Raw genomic sequence first — 16324 nt, 5'->3', positions numbered from 1 at the left:
ACCCGCTCAAATAGCCTGTTTGCGATTCGCATAGATAGGCGCCAAAGCTAAAAGTGCGATGAAAGCACAACACCGCAACTATCATTTTGAGGTTGCAGGTTTTGCAGGCAGAGAGTAAAGAAGCTAAGCGCGGCAAACAAGGACACTGCCGCAATCGCCGCAGTGTCTTGATAGCGTTGATACACTAAAAAAAGCGCGAACGTTACTCAGCCTTAGGGGGCTTAACGACGTTTGCTTCTTCAGTAAAATGATACTCAGACATCATATGTCCCAGCTCTGTTGACTTGGTTTTTAAATATGCTTCATTGTAGCGATTTTTGCCTACTTGCAGCGGAACACGTTCAACCACATCAATACCGAGCTCTTTCATTGCTTTAACTTTACGAGGGTTATTGGTCATCAATTTAACTTGATGTACGCCAATTTTCTCCATCATCGGCTTGATCATGTCATATTTGCGCATGTCGGCTTCAAAACCGAGTCGCTCATTTGCTTCGACCGTGTTAGCGCCTTGATCTTGTAGTTCATAGGCACGGATTTTATTGAGTAAGCCTATACCTCGCCCTTCTTGGCGAAGGTATAAAATAAACCCTTGTCCTGCCTCGGCAATATTTTGCATCGCCGTTTGTAGTTGAAAACCGCAATCGCAACGCAAACTAAACAGCGCATCGCCAGTTAAACATTCTGAATGAATACGCCCAAGTATGGGGGTATTGGCATCTAGTTGACCAAAAGTGAGTGCGACATGTTCTTTGCCAGTGTCTGTGTCTTCAAAACCATGCATGGCGAATACGCCCCAAGGCGTAGGTAACTTTGAAGTGGCGACATACTTAATTGACATGAAATAACCTTTACTACTCGCTCTGTCCGAGTCAAAAAAAGAGGTAGAAAATAACTAAGGCTAGGATGCGGCCTTACTATCAGACTGAGCATTTTATGTGTTTTTGCCTTACAGTGAAATAGCCGAGTAATTGAATCGGTTATTACTTCACCCGCAGCGTATTAAAGAGCGCTAAGCATACGCCGAGCGAACGATAAGCAATATGATATCGCTCACGTACGCTAATCAAATATCGGCAATTGAGGATTAAAACGCTTTCGGGGCGAAGCCTGTGACTTGGGTTAAGCCCATTTCACGCCCTAATGCTGTCATTGGATGTACAACGACTAATCCTTTGACTGATTTTTTTAATTTACCCATATCGGCTTGCTCAGCTTTAGTCAGTGCACGACTAAAAGGCAGTGACTTTACATCGGTGCCTTTTTTGTTCAACAAGCGAGTCTGTTGGTTTTTAACATGGGCAATCTGTTTCGTTACAGCATTGATCTCTTGCTTAAACTGCAAAATCACCGCTTGATCACCGCGTTTTTCTGCCGCATCTAATTTACGACGACATTTGTCGAGTCGGTCATTAAGTTGCTGTAACTCTTGCTTTAAATTCATTAACTTGCCTTAAAATAAATCTATAATACTCGGCCAATCAAGCAAGATTGCTGACTGCGCCTATCTGTTTGGCCGACATTATATCACTATTGCTGGAAATGGTGGATCACCTGATTGCTACTGCCACGAAATCTTAAGCTTGGATCGGCAAGCGATTGCTCAAATTTGCCATCCACCAGCACATCAACATAATCCAGCACCTGGCGCTGGGCTGTCGATAATTCATCTAACCGATAACCGCTCCACAGCCAAATATCTTTATCTGGACACTCATGCTTAACACGCTTTACTAGCGCAAGTATCTGGGCAACATTTTGAGGGTAAAGCGGATCGCCGCCTGATAACGATAAACCCCGGCGCACGATACGTGTATCTTGCAGATCCGTGATGATCTGCTCAACCATGGCGGCATCGAATAGATGACCCGCTGTCGGACTCCAAGTCGACTGATTATAACAGCCGCGGCATTGATGCTCGCAACCAGACACAAACAGGGTCGCTCGCGTACCAGGGCCATTGACCACATCGACTGGAAAGTATTGCTGGTAATTCATCTAAGCCTCAAGCTTATTAACACTTAGGCGTGCATCAGCGCGCCAACCGTTACCACTTAACGCCTACAGGTGTTTTACCCGGCGCTTAACCTCTTCTTGCTTACCATAGTTAAATGGCCGCGCATCTGGGCTGCCTAAATAACCGCACACTCGACGCGTCACTGAGACTCGACTGGGCTCATGATTACCGCATTTAGGACAGGTAAAGCCCTTACTGGTACAGCTAAATTCACCTGTAAAACCACAGTCATAACACTCGTCAATCGGCGTATTTGTGCCGTAATAAGGCACGCGGCTATAACTGTAATCCCACACGTTTTCGAGCGCTTCAATATTATGCTGCATATTGGGATATTCGCCGTAGCAGATAAATCCACCGTTGGTCAGTGCTGGATAAGGCATCTCAAAATCCAGCTTATCGTAAGGATTGACCTTTTTTTCCACATCTAAGTGGAAACTGTTAGTGTAGTAACCTCTGTCGGTCACGCCATCAATCACCCCAAAAGCCTTAGTGTCAAGTTTACAAAAACGGCTACAAAGGTTTTCACTCGGTGTGCTGTATAAACTAAAGGCATAACCGGACTCGTCACGCCAGCGCACTGTTGCCGCTTTAAGGTGTTCAATAATGGCAATTGCTTTGGCGCGCAGCTGCTCACTGTCAAACAGGTGGATTTGATTGCCGTAAAGCGCATTAACGGTTTCATGTAGCCCTATATAACCTAACGAAATTGATGCGCGGCCATTTTTGAAAATCTGGCTAATATCATCATCGGCGCGCAAACGTACACCACACGCCCCTTCCATGTACAAAATCGGGGCAACGCGCGCTTTCACTCCTTCTAGACGCTCGATACGTGTATCTAATGCGCGTCTGGCAATGGCTAAACGTTGATCTAAAATGGCAAAGAAACGCGCTTCATCACCATTGGCTTCTAAGGCGACTCGCGGCAAGTTTAAGCTTACCACGCCCAAGTTATTACGCCCATCATGCACCAGTTCGCCGTCTTCTTCGTAGGTACCTAAAAAGCTGCGACAACCCATTGGCGTCTTAAATGAGCCGGTGACTTTTTCCACTTGCTCATAATTTAAAATATCTGGATACATGCGCATGGTGGCGCATTTTAACGCTAACTGTTTGATATCGTAGTTACAATCGCCACTCTTATGGTTTATACCATCTCGAATAGCAAACACCAGTTTAGGGAACACTGCCGTTTTGCGGTTTTTACCCAGCCCAGCCATTCGCACTTTCATCATTGAGGCCTGGATTAACCGCGACTCCCACGAGGTGCCTAAACCAAAACCAAAGGTCACAAACGGTGTTTGCCCATTAGCAGTATGTAAGGTGTTGACCTCATACTCCAACGACTGAAACGCATCGTGACACTCTTTTTCGGTCTGCGCGGTGGCAAAGGCTTTGGCATCTGTAATGCCCCACTTTAAGGCCACTTGATAATGTTTGTCATAGCTTTTAGCCACAAATGGCGCTAACACTTCATCGATACGATTAATGGTGGTGCCACCATAAATATGGCTTGCTACCTGAGCAATAATTTGCGCCGTAACTGCTGTGGCCGTTGAGATCGATTTTGGGGTTTCAATTTCGGCATTGCCCATCTTAAAACCATGAGTCAACATGCCGGCTAAATCAATTAGCATGCAGTTAAACATCGGGAAAAAAGGCGCGTAATCCAAATCGTGATAATGGATCTCACCCGCTTCATGGGCCGACACGACATCTTTGGGTAAAATATGGCGAGTCGCATAATGCTTGGCCACAATACCAGCAAGCAGATCGCGCTGGGTCGGGATCACTTTTGAGTCTTTATTGGCGTTTTCGTTAAGCAAGGCTGCATTGCTTTGTTCAACCAAACCACGAATATCGCGATTGAGTCGACTGCTCTGCTCTCGATGGACATCTCTATCGTGACGATATTCGATATACACGCGCGCTAAAGCCTTATAGGGACCTTCCATCAGTTGATTTTCAACCGCATCTTGCAGATCGTGGATATCCACTTCGGCCACATCAGCCATGGCACGGCTCACTTGACTCGCGACTTGAGTAGCATAGGCAACATCATCAATACCTGCTGAGTTTGCAGCGGCAATTACCGCATCTCTGATCCTTGTTTCGTCAAAAGGCGTGCGGTAACCATCCCGCTTAATAACTACTGGCATTGTTTAATATCTCCTCAAGTAACGTTCAAAATGACACCATATATAGTGCCAACAAAACATTAAGACACAATATGTAGCGCATTAAGCTACAAAGTCACTTGAAGTACCTTGATCCAGATCATGATTTTACCGATGGTATTTTGCGACAAAAGATTACTGCAAACTAGGCCACTTATCTTAAAAAGTGGCCTTGACCAAGCATCGAAACAAGGCTAGATAATGTAAAAAGTCGGGACAAACTGTGGATAAGTGTAGCTAAGTTACGTAAGCCGCTTAGATAATGCTAAATAACTGCTTAATTGGCCACTCGATTGTTGTGAATTTCCCATCGATGCAGCTAATTGCATGGTCGATTTCAATCCTTGCCACTGCTCTTTTTCCATTGCGGGCATATTAGTGTCGGCGTTGATCAACACAGTTAACTGTGCCGATACCCGAGCGGCGGTTTGGCTGTATAATGCGCCATCAATACTGTCCATGTTATTAAGCACGGTTTTAGCATCATCGAGCATTTTATGCAGCGCCTTATCTGGCTCCGATTGCGTTAATCCCTCTTGCTTACTGTCAATAAAGTCCAGCAGTGATTGCGACGCCTCATTGGGCTCTGGGATCTCAAATCCTGCAGAGCTTAAGCGGTTTAACTGGCTATCTGACAAGATACCATCTTGATGTAACCGCTGAATAAGCTTAGGAATATCATTAATACTAAATTCGCCCGCGCTAAAAAAGTCATCCGCCATCGCCTCAATTTTTTGAGCTCGCTGCGCCCGAGGCGATAATGACACTTCTTCTTGGGGGATGGCCGCACCGTTTGCCTGCGCTGGGCGAGTTCGTTCGCCTAAGCTTACCGTGTCAGCCGGTGCATTCGCGCCTTGGGTTTGATGATTAAGCGCACCACTATAGGCATCGGTAACCTGTTGAGAATTAGAGGTTGTTGGTAGCTGACTGATTGGATTCATTGTCAAAATGTCGACGACTGCTAAACGAATACTTTGTCAAAGCAAAAACTAGGCCGCTTTTAAAAACATTCAATAGATTCGATGATAAATAGCGTAGGTATTACATCATTAACATCATCGAATCCATATAGTCCCAGCCACCGGCTATAGCCAAGCTCAATCATTTAACCCCATAGCATAGGTAAATCGTAAGCTGATAGCCTTATTACATGAATGACTTGCGTGGAAACTCTTCGAGCACAGTGGTGATAATATGCGCTACCTGCTTTACCGCTTGTTCACCCGCTTCTATGGCTTCGTTGGCACGATGAAATTCCATAGTGCCAATATCAGCCACATTAGGGGTGATCAATAGATCTGGAGGATCGCCCATTAAACGTACTCGCTTATGGCGCTGCTCTAAAATATCCATCGATTGTGACATCACAGCCAACATCCCCGGCTGATTACGATTGCCCAGAGAAAACTTATCGGTTAACCCTGACACATACTCTCGGCCTCGCGCCAGCAGATCCATAAAGCCAACATCTTGCCCTTGAGCCTTGATTTCCTCTGCGGTCGGCACCGACGCTTGCGCGCTAGACGACAGCGACACAGGCAGTTGTTCTAGGCGTGTCTTGCGATGACCATAAAGATCGACCGCAATCACTAAATCGACCCCCATGGCTCGGCTCACCGATATTGGCACAGGGTTAACGACGGCGCCGTCAACCAGCCAACGATCGCCAATGCGCGCCGGAGGCAAGATGCCAGGCATAGAGCAAGAGGCGCGCACCGCATGACGCAAATCCCCTCGTTGAAACCAGATCTCCTGACCACTATATAAGTCGGTTGCCACGGCGGCAAAGGGACGCTTCATCTGTTCAATGTCGAGCACGCCAATGTGCTGTTGCATCACATCAAACACCTTTTCACCACCAATTAAGCCTCCTTTACGCCAGCTTAAATCCATTAAGCCAAGGACATCCCAACTAGAAAAGCCACTCACCCATTGCTGCAGTTCACTGAGGTTATCTTGGGCATAGGCAGCACCGACCACAGAACCAATAGAGCACCCTGCCACTTTGTCTGGCTTTATTCCCATTTTAGCTAATTCATTGAGCACCCCAATATGGGCCCAGCCCTTAGCTGCGCCGCTGCCTAACGCGATACCGATAGTCGCCATCTATTATCTCCCTTACTCATCACTGCCTCGTATCAATTAAAGGCATAACCCTTATCTGCCATCATAGGCTAAAGCATGACGCGCGAAAATGGCTTATTTGCCTTGATTACGATATCCGTCCTCCACAAGCACTAATCCTAATGGCTGAAAGCCCCAAGTCGATGTATAATGCGCTCTTATTGATATTTTGGAGCACACCTTTGCAATTTTCAGATTTTTCACTCGATAAACGCCTACTAACCAGCCTAGAACATATGGGCATCGACAAGCCGACCGAGATCCAAGAGCAATCGATACCTGTAGGCCTATCGGGAAAGGATCTAATGGCATCGTCTAAAACCGGCTCGGGTAAGACCTTGGCGTTTTTACTGCCCGCTATGCAGCGTATTATCTCGACCAAAGCATTGAGTAAACGCGATCCTCGCGTACTCATTTTATTGCCCACCCGAGAGCTGGCAACGCAGGTATACAGCCAGTTACGACTGCTGGTCGCCAATACGCAATACAAGGCGCTTAAAATTCTTGGTGGCGAAAATTTTAATGACCAAGCGAAAGCCCTCGCCAGAGACCCACATATTGTAGTGGCGACGCCTGGTCGCCTGGCCGACCATCTTAAACAGCGTCATCTGCACCTCAACGGGCTCGAATTACTTATCCTTGACGAAGCCGACCGAATGCTGGACTTAGGCTTTGCCGAACAGCTGCGCGCCATTAACCAAGCGGCCGATCATAAACGTCGTCAAACCTTGATGTTCTCTGCGACGCTAGATCATGGTGAAATTAACGAGATAGCGGCTGAGCTGCTAAAAGAGCCCGTGCATGTGTCGATTGGGGCTTCAAACGTTGAAAACCAAGATATTACCCAAAAAGTCTATCTGTGCGATAACTTAGGCCACAAAGAAAAGCTGTTACTGACGCTACTGAAGCAAGAACAACATAAGCAGGTGATCATCTTTACTGCCACCCGCAGTGATACCGACCGTCTAGCCACAAAACTCGCCGATGAAGGCTATACCACCGCCTCACTGAGCGGCGAGCTAAAGCAGTCAGCCCGTAATCAGATAATGGATCAATTTAGCCGAGGTCAACAACAGATCTTGGTCACCACAGATGTGGCTTCACGCGGCTTAGACTTACTCAACGTCTCTTTGGTGATTAACTTCGATATGCCCAAGTTAGCCGAAGAGTACATTCACCGCATTGGCCGTACTGCCCGTGCAGGTGCTAAAGGTGATGCTATATCACTCGTGGGTCCAAAAGATTGGGATAACTTCAAACAAGTGCAGCTATTTTTACGCCGCACATTTGAGCTAAGCGAAATAGCAGGATTAAAACCCAAGTTTAGCGGCCTCAAAGCTAAATCTAAAGGTAAGCCCGCCACCGCTAAAAAAGCGGCGCAAAACAAGACTAGGCCCGCTAAGGCTAAATCGACCACTAAGACTAAAGATAACCGCGATAAACGCTTTATCACAGGTGTCGATATTGGCGATGCGCCTATGCTGCGCAAACCAAAGTCTACCTTGCAAGACACCCCTGAAGAATAACCGCACTTTGTAAAATGAGCGGCCAACCAGCCGCTCAACGCTTTGGGATCCCTTGCATAACGGCTAGGATTTACAGCAAAAGATGATTTTTATGGCGTAATTTGTTTTAGCAACTGCTGCTCATTATGCCAATTAAGGTTACAATAACCCCCATTACAGTTTTATTATTAGGTTTATCATGAGAGTTTGTGGCGTTGAGTTAAAAGGTGGCGAAGCCATCATCAGTTTATTAAGTTATGAAGGTGAAACCTTTAACGTGCCAGAATGCCGTTCTCGTTCATTAACGGTATCAAATTCGGCTAAAACAGAATCGATTAAAGAGTTTCATTTTGCCTTTTGTAAATTGATGGAAGACTACAAAGTCGATGAAGTAGTTTTAATCGAGCGTGAGCAAAAAGGTAAGCTTGCTGGCAGTGCCACCAGTTTTAAGATGGAAGCGGCAATCCAGTTGTGCGGCCTACCTGTACACTTGATCTCACCTGTTACCATCAAAGAGCAACTCAAGCGCAACCCGCCTATGGTGGATTTTGATGGGCTCGACCTTAAGCGTTTCCAAAAGAATGCCTTTGAAGTGGCTTACGCCTATCATAACCAACGTATCTTTGCCAAACCTGAATAATTGCCGCCATAGCGCAAGCTTTATTCATCAAAGCACGCCGGGCACCCTAGCCCGGCCGATATGAGTTCGACTAAGATCACATGACCCATCTTCATTACCTACAAGGTTACCGCCCCGAGATAATTACTCAAGTCGAGGCACTTATTGCACAAAATCGACTCAAGAACGTCCTGCAACAGCGTTATCCCGACATTCACGATATCCGCAGCGACAAAGCCCTGTACGATTACACTATCGCGCTTAAAAACCGTTATCTCAAAAAGTCGCAACCACTCAATAAGGTGCTCTACGATGACAAGATCACCTTAAAGAAGCAGGCCTTGGGTTTACACAGTTATATCGCTAAAAATCATGGCGGCAAAACCAAGACCAAAAATGAGATCCGCATCTCCTCTAAGTTACGTTATGTCCCCGAACCCTTGCTACGCATGGTGGTGGTACATGAATTGGCGCACTTAAAGGAGAAAGATCATAACAAAGCGTTTTATCAACTCTGCTGCCATATGGAAAATGATTACCACCAGCTAGAGTTTGATTTACGTTTGTGGCTCACCATGCTCGAATTAGAGTCCAACGTAACGACATAAAAAAGCCGCTATATTAGCGGCTTTTTTTATAACGAGATGTGTTGGGTTAAACAACTAACGCGCTTGGGAACACTAGCTTTGTCCCATGATCATTTTGCGCACCTTCACTAACTGCGCAAACTCATTCATCTGTTTATTGGACAATTTACTCGCCATGGGGATATCCGCTTTCATCGGATCGACTGGGCGACCATTAACGTGAAACTCATAATGCAGATGTGGACCGGTTATCCGTCCAGTTTTACCCGATAACGCAATTACCTGGCCCCGGGAAACTCGCTGACCTTTATGCACTAATGCTTTGGACAAATGCAGATAACGGGTGCGATATTTATTGCCATGCTCAATCACCACATACTTACCTGCATAGCGATGATCTGTCACCAACGACACGATACCATCACCGGGTGCCACGATTTTAGTGCCCACTGGTGTGGCAAAATCGGTACCATTATGCGGTGCAGTGCGCCCCGTAACTGGATGGTGGCGGTGACGGTTAAATCGAGAGCTGATACGATAATTTTTTTCTAGCGGTATACGTTGAAATGCTCTGGCTAAGCTGCGGCCTTGTTCATCATAAAAGTTACCATCACTATTTTGATAAGCATTAATACTGCTGCGACCACGCTGAATGTTTACCCCTAAAATGTCACGATTTCCCGTGACTTCGCCGTCAATATACTGCTCGCTCATTAATACAGAAAAGGTATCACCGGCGCGCAAATCACGGGCAAAATTGAGTTTTTCTTTGAGTAATGATTCGATACGCTGAATGTCAGCAGCATTAAGCCCCACACGCTGCGCCGACAGGTAAAATGAACCTTGAATATCACCAGCCAGTGAGCGATTTTGCCAAATGCCATCGATATTGATCTCTTCAACATTAAAGCCGCCTTCCTCATAACGGCTAAAAACCACCTGACGAGCGGCATTAAAATACAGTTCTAGTTGCGTTAATTGACCACTGTCATCAAGCCAAAAACGAATAATATTACCCGGTTTTAATGTATCTAAAGCCAGAATATTGAGATCGGCTTCGAGTACCTTATACATGGTTTGTTGATCGACATTGGCATCTAAAAACAAGCCGCTTAAGGTATCGCCGCTGACGATGGTTTTGACGTAATCAGGACGAGCATCGACCGGATCGCTAATCGCCTGCTCTACTGGCATCACGAGTGACTCAATATCAAGCGCGACAGGGATACGCTGGGGTAACATCTGCTGCTGACTCGGCCATAACAGTGCGATGCCGACTAACCCACCCGTGATCATTAACAGTTTCTTATGGGGTGACGGCAGCGCCGCCAAACGGGATAGAGACATATTGACCAAAGAAAATTTACTTGTTCGCAACCTATGCCTCTACTTTTATTATGGTTGTTATCAATTGACAGCATTTATCCCTGAACGGGAAAGCCGAGGGCAAGTTATATCAAAATTTTCGCCAGATACAAATAGATCTAGAGCACAAATTAAGCGAATAAAACGCCATATTATCGACTCAAACCAATAAATGTGGCATTTTTCATATAAAAAACGTGCTATTACAGCACGTTTATCTTCATCAATCACAAATTAAGATTAAGGTAAAATAACCTTAATTGTGCTACCCGTCGCCGTTTTAATGATATCGAGGCGGCTGCCAATCTGCTCTTTCATCTCGCTTACATGGGAGATCACCCCCACCATACGCCCTGCCGATTGCAGATCCATTAATGTTCTTATGGCAAGTTCGAGTGAATCTTGGTCCAAACTGCCAAAACCTTCATCAATAAACAGGGTATCGAGTTTAATGCCGCCCGCATAGGCTTGCACCACATCCGATAATCCCAGTGCCATCGATAGTGCCGCCATAAAGCTTTCTCCGCCACTTAAGGTCGCCACCGAGCGTACTTTTGCGGTATAGGCATCTTCTACCTCAAGTTCGAGTCCCGAGGCTTTGTTACCTTTAGTCTTGTCTTCCTTGCGCAGCAAACGGTAACGCCCTTTACTCATCATTTGCAGTCGATGGCTGGCTTCAAGTAATACATCATCGAGTAGCACACTGAGCACAAAACGCTGCAAGCTTATCTTATTACCTGTGTTGCCATTGGCCACATCAGACAGTGTCCCGACCACGGCATACTGGGCTTCAAGCGTTTTCGATTGCGTGTCTAGGCTGTTGAGCTGCTCCGCAGTTTGTTCTAGTTGCCGCATACGGCCGCTCAGTTGTTGCCACTGATTAAGCACACTTTGCTGCTGCGTCTCAAGCTGTGTCTTGCTGTCTGTGATTGCTGCAATATCAGGTAGTGTGTAGCCTGCTAGTTTGGTCTCTAATTGCGCGATATTGGCTTTGTTGGTGATACAGCGCTGCTCATATTGCTTGATCTGCTGCTCTAAAACAGCCATGTTCTCGTCCGTTAACATGGCAGCTTGAAAGGCGGCTAAGGAGTCAAACTTAGAGGTTTGTAACTGTCGCTCAAACTCACTTACTGCAAGCAGATGCTGCTCATTCGCTCTTGCCAATGTCTCATTCGCCGATTGCAGTTGCGCCGCAGCGCTGGCGGATTGCCGCTCAGCTTTAGCATGTTGCTCACGCAAAGATGAAATCTGCAGCTTCAACTGCGCTGCAGTTTGCTCCAGCTTATCGATCTCTTGCTCGAGTGCCGGTAAGTCAACGAGTTCTTGCGGTATCGAGGCCTGTAACTGCTTAAGCTGACCAGCGCTTTCATTAAACTGTTTTTCCAGTTGACGATATTGTTCGCGCTCTTGCTCAAGCTGCTGATTAAGCAGCAGCTCTTGCTGCTGCAAGGCCGTCAGGCGGCTGTCAATATCAACCAGTTGTTGCTGCGCTTTCGTCGCCTCTGCAAATTGTTGTTCAAGCTGCCCCAGCGTGGTTTCAAGGCCAGCTTGCGTAAGACTGTCGATACCGGGTAGCTGCTCAGCTAACTCACGATTTCTTTGCTCAACATCCTTTAATTTTTCTATTAGCTGACGATAGTCTGAGCGAGCATTGGTCAACTCAGTTAATGCGCTCTGCTCATTAGCTTGCGCCGCTTCGCGCTCCTCATCTGTAGGCACGACCTGCTCACTTTGTGCGGGCTGTGGATGCTCAAGACTGCCGCAAACGGGACACGCCTCGCCAGCAGATAGCTGTGCCGCTAAGATGGCCGCTTGGCCCTGATGCCAACGTAACATCAACCCTTGATTGTGGATTTCGCACTGTTTGTGGTGCGCTTGTAGTTGCACCCCATGCTCTTTTGCACTAACTAAGCGAGCATTGATTTGCTCCATCTCAGCGCTGCCGCGCAGCCACTGAGCATAAAACTGCAAATGATGTTTGGTATCGCTTATCTGTTGCTGCAACGTGAGCAACTGCTGGCTATGGGCTTTTAGCTCTGGCACTTGGGCCTGGGCTGCCAGCTTTTCATCATTTAACTGCGCCAGTTTTGCTTTTGTCTGCTTACCTTGCTGCTCGGCATAAGTCATCTGCTGCTGGCTGTCACTCACATGGGCCTTCAGTTGCTCAAGCTGTTTAAGTTGCGGTAATAAGGTACGACGCTGCTCGGCAGTGGTTAATGTCTGTTGCTGCTGAGTTTCTAGTGCGGGGAGCGTCTCTATCGCAGCAAGACTTTGATTGAGCATAGCTTCACTTTGCTGCTGATGCGCCTGCGACTTCAATTGCTGCTCAGTAGCCTGGGTTAACTCAAGCTTGCGAGCCTCAACCGCCTGATAAACAGGTTGCAGCTGCTTGGCATTACGCGCGGCGAGTAACTGCTGTTGCTGCTGGTCGATCTGCGTTTTTTGCTCATCGAGTTGCCTAGCTAATAAGTTAAGCTGCTCTAGCGAGGAAAACTCAGCAGTTAACTGCTTAGCCTGCTCCAGTTGCTGACTCACCAGTTGAACTTGTTTATCTATCTTAGCCTTTTTTTCAGTCGCGCTGGCAAGCTCGGGAGCCAACGCCTTAAGCTCATCATTGAGCGCCGCATCGCTTTCAAGGTCAGCGCCTTGCAAAACACCGTCGCGGCGATTGCGCATCGCCTCGACCTCTTTTTTAATGCCTAAGGCTTGCTGCTTGAGTTTGTCTTCAATCTTGCGATAAATATGAGTTTGAAACAGTTGGCTGAAGATTTTTTCGCGCGCCTTAGAATCGGCCATCAGCAGCTCGCGAAACTTACCTTGTGGCAATACCATCACTTGACGAAATTGATCCACATCGAGTCCGGTTAATTGCTCTATCTGCGCTGTTGCTTCCGACACTTTAGCAGCCACCAACAGCACCTCAGTGCCATCGCGTTCGATACACGTAAGCTGAGCTTCAGGTTTTTGTACCGTATACCCATCGCCACTTTTTTTGGCTCTAGGTTGCTCTGGTACACGGCGAATATGGTATTGCCGCTCACCGAGTTCAAAGGTAAAGCTCACCTCTGTGAGGCGCTCGTCATCGGCCATATCACAGCGCATCTGTGATCCTTCGCGCTCATCACCGGTGGTTTTACCATAAAGCGCAAAACAGATGGCATCTAAGATGGTGGTTTTGCCCGCGCCGGTAGGGCCATTGATTAAAAATAAGGGGTTTTTACCCAGCAATTTAAAATCAATCACTTGCTCAGTAGCAAAAGGGCCAAACGCTGCCATGGTCAAACTTAACGGTCTCATTGGCTAGCCTCCGCTTTATGCAAGCTGTCGAGAAGCTCGGCCATTAATTGCTGCTGCTCTTCGGACATCGGCTCGCCGGCCACTTGACTAAAGAAATCGGTAAACATGGCTAACTCACCCTTTTTGATATGGTCACTGCGAATGGCAAGCTGATCGGTTTGGGCCATTAGCCCTGTGCGCTCAAGATGCAGCACATTGGGATACACCGCCCGTAGTTTGCCCATCGCATCTAAAATGGCGCTTTTATCGGATAAACGCACCATCAAATAATCGTCTCGCTGGGGATCGTTAACACCATCGGCTAATAACTGCGCCAGTTCACCTTCGATAATACGTACATCACGAAGCGGTGTGAGTGGCAACAGCTCAATATTGACCTCGCCTACCTCATCGAGTTCTACCAAGGTGACCGATTTATGTTGATGCTGTTCGCTGAAGGAATACTTCAAAATGGAGCCCGAATAACGGATATAAGGTTGGCCCTTGTATTGTGGGCCATGCAGATGCCCCAGTGCGGTATAGCTAAAATCCTTAAACAGCTGTGGGGCAATTTTATCGGCGCCGCCAATACTCAAGGGGCGCTCTGAATCTGACTCACTGCCGCCATCTAAGAAGCAGTGGCTAATCACTACCTTTGGCAATCCTTGACTATCATGCTCTGTGACCTGCTCAAGCAATGTTGCCATCGCCTCTTCATGGCTAGACACATCACAATCGAGCACATGGCGCACCGTTGCTGGCTCAACATAGGGCAGCGGATAAAAGAGTGCATCACCACTTGCACTGGTAAGTTTAATCGGCCGTACTGTGTCACTTAGCGGCCCAATAATATGTAAACCACTGCTCAGCATCTGCCGCGAAGCAAAGGCTAACCGCTCATGCCCATCATGGTTGCCGGCAATTAAAATGGCCGGAATGCCCAGTTCATTGACCACCTGATTAAGCACATCATCGAGCAGCGCCACAGCGTTGGCGGGCGGCACGGAGCGATCGTAAATATCACCCGCCACCACGATGGCATCGACTTGGTGCGCCTTGGCTAATTCGATGATTTGCGCTAACACATGGCGCTGATCGTCGAGCAAACTTTGATTATGTAGCTGACGACCGATATGCCAGTCCGAGGTGTGGATAAATTTCATCAGTTCTCGTTTAAAAATGAGGAGGATACGAACGTATCTAATGCTTGTTATAGTAAGAAATGCAGCGACAGATGGCAACGACCTTACATCAAGTTTATCTCTGTAAGCGCCACCCTAAGGCGTCAATTGGGGACTAAATCAATCTCATCGATAATGAGATTTTTACGCTATAACACTCCGCTGCGTTTTAACCCGCGCCGGACGTTTTTACACAGTTTACCGAAACGGGAGATGTCACCAAGCTGCGGCATATCACCATTGGCAATGGCGGTTTCCCAATAAGATAATTCACTATCAACCAACTCGAGTAATTTTTTAGGGCAACCGATACAACTCCCTTCTGGGCCGCAGATAAAATGAGCCGGCTCAGTTAAAGGAAGCTCCTGCTTAACTTGTTCGATAAGCTGCAACATCGCCGTTACTCGATCGGGTTTTGATGCCATACAGTGCCTACTTTTATCTTATCTATCTGATGCAATGATTAATGTATTAATCAGTCATGTACTGCGATACAAATAAATTCTAAAACCATGCAGTGAGATCGTACTGATCCGACAATAATTTTACGCTCATCGCGATCGACATGGTCACCACTAACGGCTTAATAATTTTACTGCCTTTACTCATCACCATCCGCGAACCAAGCGTGGCCCCCAGAGCTTGACCAACAAGCATACATGCACCGAGTAACCATACTACTTTGCCGCCGAGCGCAAAGAAAATCAGCGAGGCGATATTGGTTGAGAAGTTAAGTACCTTAGCGTGGGCAGTCGCTTTTGCCAGCCCAAATCCTGCTAATGACACAAAGGCAAGTGCAAAGAAGCTACCAGTCCCCGGCCCAAAAAAACCATCGTAAAAGCCGACACCTAGGGCCGCAGTAAAGCCAAACACCGTGGGGGTGAGCAATTGTTGTTTGTCCTCTTCGCTTATCTTCTTCGAAAAGAGGAAATAGCCGCCAATGGTTAACATTAAAAATGGCAATACCAACTGCAATACTGAGGCATCGATTAACTGCACGGCAACAGTGCCCAACGCCGAACCGATAAACGCACAACTAATAGACAGCTTCATTTGCGTTAAATTAACCATGCCTTTACGGATAAAATACAGGCTGGCAAAAAAACTACCACCACACGCCTGCAACTTATTGGTCGCTAACGCCGCAGTTGGAGGCAGCCCGGCCCACATCAGCGCTGGAATAGTCAATAGTCCGCCGCCACCGGCGATTGCATCGATAAAGCCAGCCACAATAGCGACGGCAAATAGAATAGCGATGAGCTCATAAGTTAATTCGAAAGACATAGTGACTGCTTTATAAATCAATAGAGTAGAATTGCGGCTATTAAACTTGGTTTGCATTGACAAGGCAAAGAAGTTTTATCTTTTTTAGCATTGTTTTATGTAACCCAGCCTAAAATCAGTGCTAGTAAGACCCAGCTAAAAACAACCTGTCTCAGTAAAATAGGCAATAAAAAAGCCACTGTATAC

The 16324-nt window shown here is 46.9% G+C and carries 14 protein-coding genes; 3 read left to right on the top strand and 11 right to left on the bottom strand.

The window, feature by feature from the left end:
- Positions 1–202 precede the first annotated feature (202 nt).
- The 6 genes from ribA to rssA all read right to left on the bottom strand — a co-directional run bounded on the left by ribA (position 203) and on the right by rssA (position 6303).
- Positions 203–841, bottom strand: a complete 639-nt coding sequence (ribA, locus tag AC5YB1_RS08345; RefSeq protein WP_475514257.1) for a GTP cyclohydrolase II — start codon at positions 839–841, stop codon at positions 203–205.
- A gap of 246 nt (positions 842–1087) precedes the next feature.
- Positions 1088–1444, bottom strand: a complete 357-nt coding sequence (locus AC5YB1_RS08340; RefSeq protein WP_475514258.1) for a YibL family ribosome-associated protein — start codon at positions 1442–1444, stop codon at positions 1088–1090.
- Positions 1445–1530: 86 nt separating this feature from the next.
- Positions 1531–1998, bottom strand: coding sequence for an anaerobic ribonucleoside-triphosphate reductase-activating protein (gene nrdG, locus AC5YB1_RS08335; RefSeq protein WP_494521448.1), 468 nt, complete (start codon positions 1996–1998; stop codon positions 1531–1533).
- Between the two features lie 63 nt (positions 1999–2061).
- A complete protein-coding gene (gene nrdD / locus AC5YB1_RS08330) occupies positions 2062–4179 on the bottom strand; it encodes an anaerobic ribonucleoside-triphosphate reductase (protein ID WP_494521447.1) in 2118 nt (705 codons plus the stop codon).
- 260 nt (positions 4180–4439) lie between these two features.
- Entirely contained in the window at positions 4440–5138 is a 699-nt protein-coding gene (locus tag AC5YB1_RS08325; protein WP_494521446.1) for a hypothetical protein, read from the bottom strand.
- Positions 5139–5343: 205 nt separating this feature from the next.
- Positions 5344–6303 carry a patatin-like phospholipase RssA gene (rssA, locus tag AC5YB1_RS08320; RefSeq protein WP_494521445.1) on the bottom strand — a complete coding sequence of 320 codons (960 nt, stop codon included), beginning with the start codon at positions 6301–6303 and terminating at the stop codon, positions 5344–5346.
- Positions 6304–6503: 200 nt separating this feature from the next.
- Between rssA and AC5YB1_RS08315 the strand changes: the two genes are divergently transcribed.
- The 3 genes from AC5YB1_RS08315 (at position 6504) to AC5YB1_RS08305 (ending at position 9053) form a co-directional block, all read left to right on the top strand.
- On the top strand, positions 6504–7847 hold the full coding sequence (locus AC5YB1_RS08315; protein WP_494521444.1) for a DEAD/DEAH box helicase: 1344 nt from the start codon (positions 6504–6506) through the stop codon (positions 7845–7847).
- 178 nt (positions 7848–8025) lie between these two features.
- On the top strand, positions 8026–8466 hold the full coding sequence (locus AC5YB1_RS08310) for a DUF3010 family protein (protein WP_110456136.1): 441 nt from the start codon (positions 8026–8028) through the stop codon (positions 8464–8466).
- An 80-nt stretch (positions 8467–8546) separates the two neighbouring features.
- A complete protein-coding gene (locus AC5YB1_RS08305; protein ID WP_110456137.1) occupies positions 8547–9053 on the top strand; it encodes a M48 metallopeptidase family protein in 507 nt (168 codons plus the stop codon).
- Positions 9054–9125: 72 nt separating this feature from the next.
- On the opposite strand, the gene AC5YB1_RS08300 is transcribed toward AC5YB1_RS08305, so the two are convergent.
- The 5 genes from AC5YB1_RS08300 to AC5YB1_RS08280 form a co-directional block, all read right to left on the bottom strand.
- The gene (locus tag AC5YB1_RS08300; RefSeq protein ID WP_494521443.1) at positions 9126–10409 is read right to left on the bottom strand and encodes a peptidoglycan DD-metalloendopeptidase family protein; all 1284 of its coding nucleotides are present in this window, start codon (positions 10407–10409) and stop codon (positions 9126–9128) included.
- Positions 10410–10637: 228 nt separating this feature from the next.
- Positions 10638–13694: an AAA family ATPase gene (locus AC5YB1_RS08295; RefSeq protein WP_494521442.1), complete on the bottom strand. Its 3057-nt coding sequence runs from the start codon at positions 13692–13694 to the stop codon at positions 10638–10640.
- Positions 13691–14836, bottom strand: a complete 1146-nt coding sequence (locus AC5YB1_RS08290) for an exonuclease SbcCD subunit D (protein WP_494521441.1) — start codon at positions 14834–14836, stop codon at positions 13691–13693. Before AC5YB1_RS08290 ends, AC5YB1_RS08295 begins: the two co-directional genes overlap by 4 nt.
- Before the next feature lie 167 nt (positions 14837–15003).
- Complete coding sequence (locus AC5YB1_RS08285; RefSeq protein WP_494521440.1) at positions 15004–15279, bottom strand: hypothetical protein; 276 nt, start codon at positions 15277–15279, stop codon at positions 15004–15006.
- Between the two features lie 79 nt (positions 15280–15358).
- On the bottom strand, positions 15359–16138 hold the full coding sequence (locus tag AC5YB1_RS08280; RefSeq protein WP_494521439.1) for a TSUP family transporter: 780 nt from the start codon (positions 16136–16138) through the stop codon (positions 15359–15361).
- Positions 16139–16324: the final 186 nt, after the last annotated feature.

The sequence above is a fragment of the Shewanella sp. 433 genome, assembly GCF_059338565.1.
This window is presented reverse-complemented; position numbering and strand designations above follow the sequence as displayed.

Coding starts and splice junctions, on each gene's coding strand:
- ribA (WP_475514257.1), bottom strand. CDS start 841: ATGTCAATTAAGTATGTCGCCACTTCAAAGTTACCTACGCCTTGGGGC.
- AC5YB1_RS08340 (WP_475514258.1), bottom strand. CDS start 1,444: ATGAATTTAAAGCAAGAGTTACAGCAACTTAATGACCGACTCGACAAA.
- nrdG (WP_494521448.1), bottom strand. CDS start 1,998: ATGAATTACCAGCAATACTTTCCAGTCGATGTGGTCAATGGCCCTGGT.
- nrdD (WP_494521447.1), bottom strand. CDS start 4,179: ATGCCAGTAGTTATTAAGCGGGATGGTTACCGCACGCCTTTTGACGAA.
- AC5YB1_RS08325 (WP_494521446.1), bottom strand. CDS start 5,138: ATGAATCCAATCAGTCAGCTACCAACAACCTCTAATTCTCAACAGGTT.
- rssA (WP_494521445.1), bottom strand. CDS start 6,303: ATGGCGACTATCGGTATCGCGTTAGGCAGCGGCGCAGCTAAGGGCTGG.
- AC5YB1_RS08310 (WP_110456136.1), top strand. CDS start 8,026: ATGAGAGTTTGTGGCGTTGAGTTAAAAGGTGGCGAAGCCATCATCAGT.
- AC5YB1_RS08305 (WP_110456137.1), top strand. CDS start 8,547: ATGACCCATCTTCATTACCTACAAGGTTACCGCCCCGAGATAATTACT.
- AC5YB1_RS08295 (WP_494521442.1), bottom strand. CDS start 13,694: ATGAGACCGTTAAGTTTGACCATGGCAGCGTTTGGCCCTTTTGCTACT.
- AC5YB1_RS08290 (WP_494521441.1), bottom strand. CDS start 14,836: ATGAAATTTATCCACACCTCGGACTGGCATATCGGTCGTCAGCTACAT.
- AC5YB1_RS08285 (WP_494521440.1), bottom strand. CDS start 15,279: ATGGCATCAAAACCCGATCGAGTAACGGCGATGTTGCAGCTTATCGAA.
- AC5YB1_RS08280 (WP_494521439.1), bottom strand. CDS start 16,138: ATGTCTTTCGAATTAACTTATGAGCTCATCGCTATTCTATTTGCCGTC.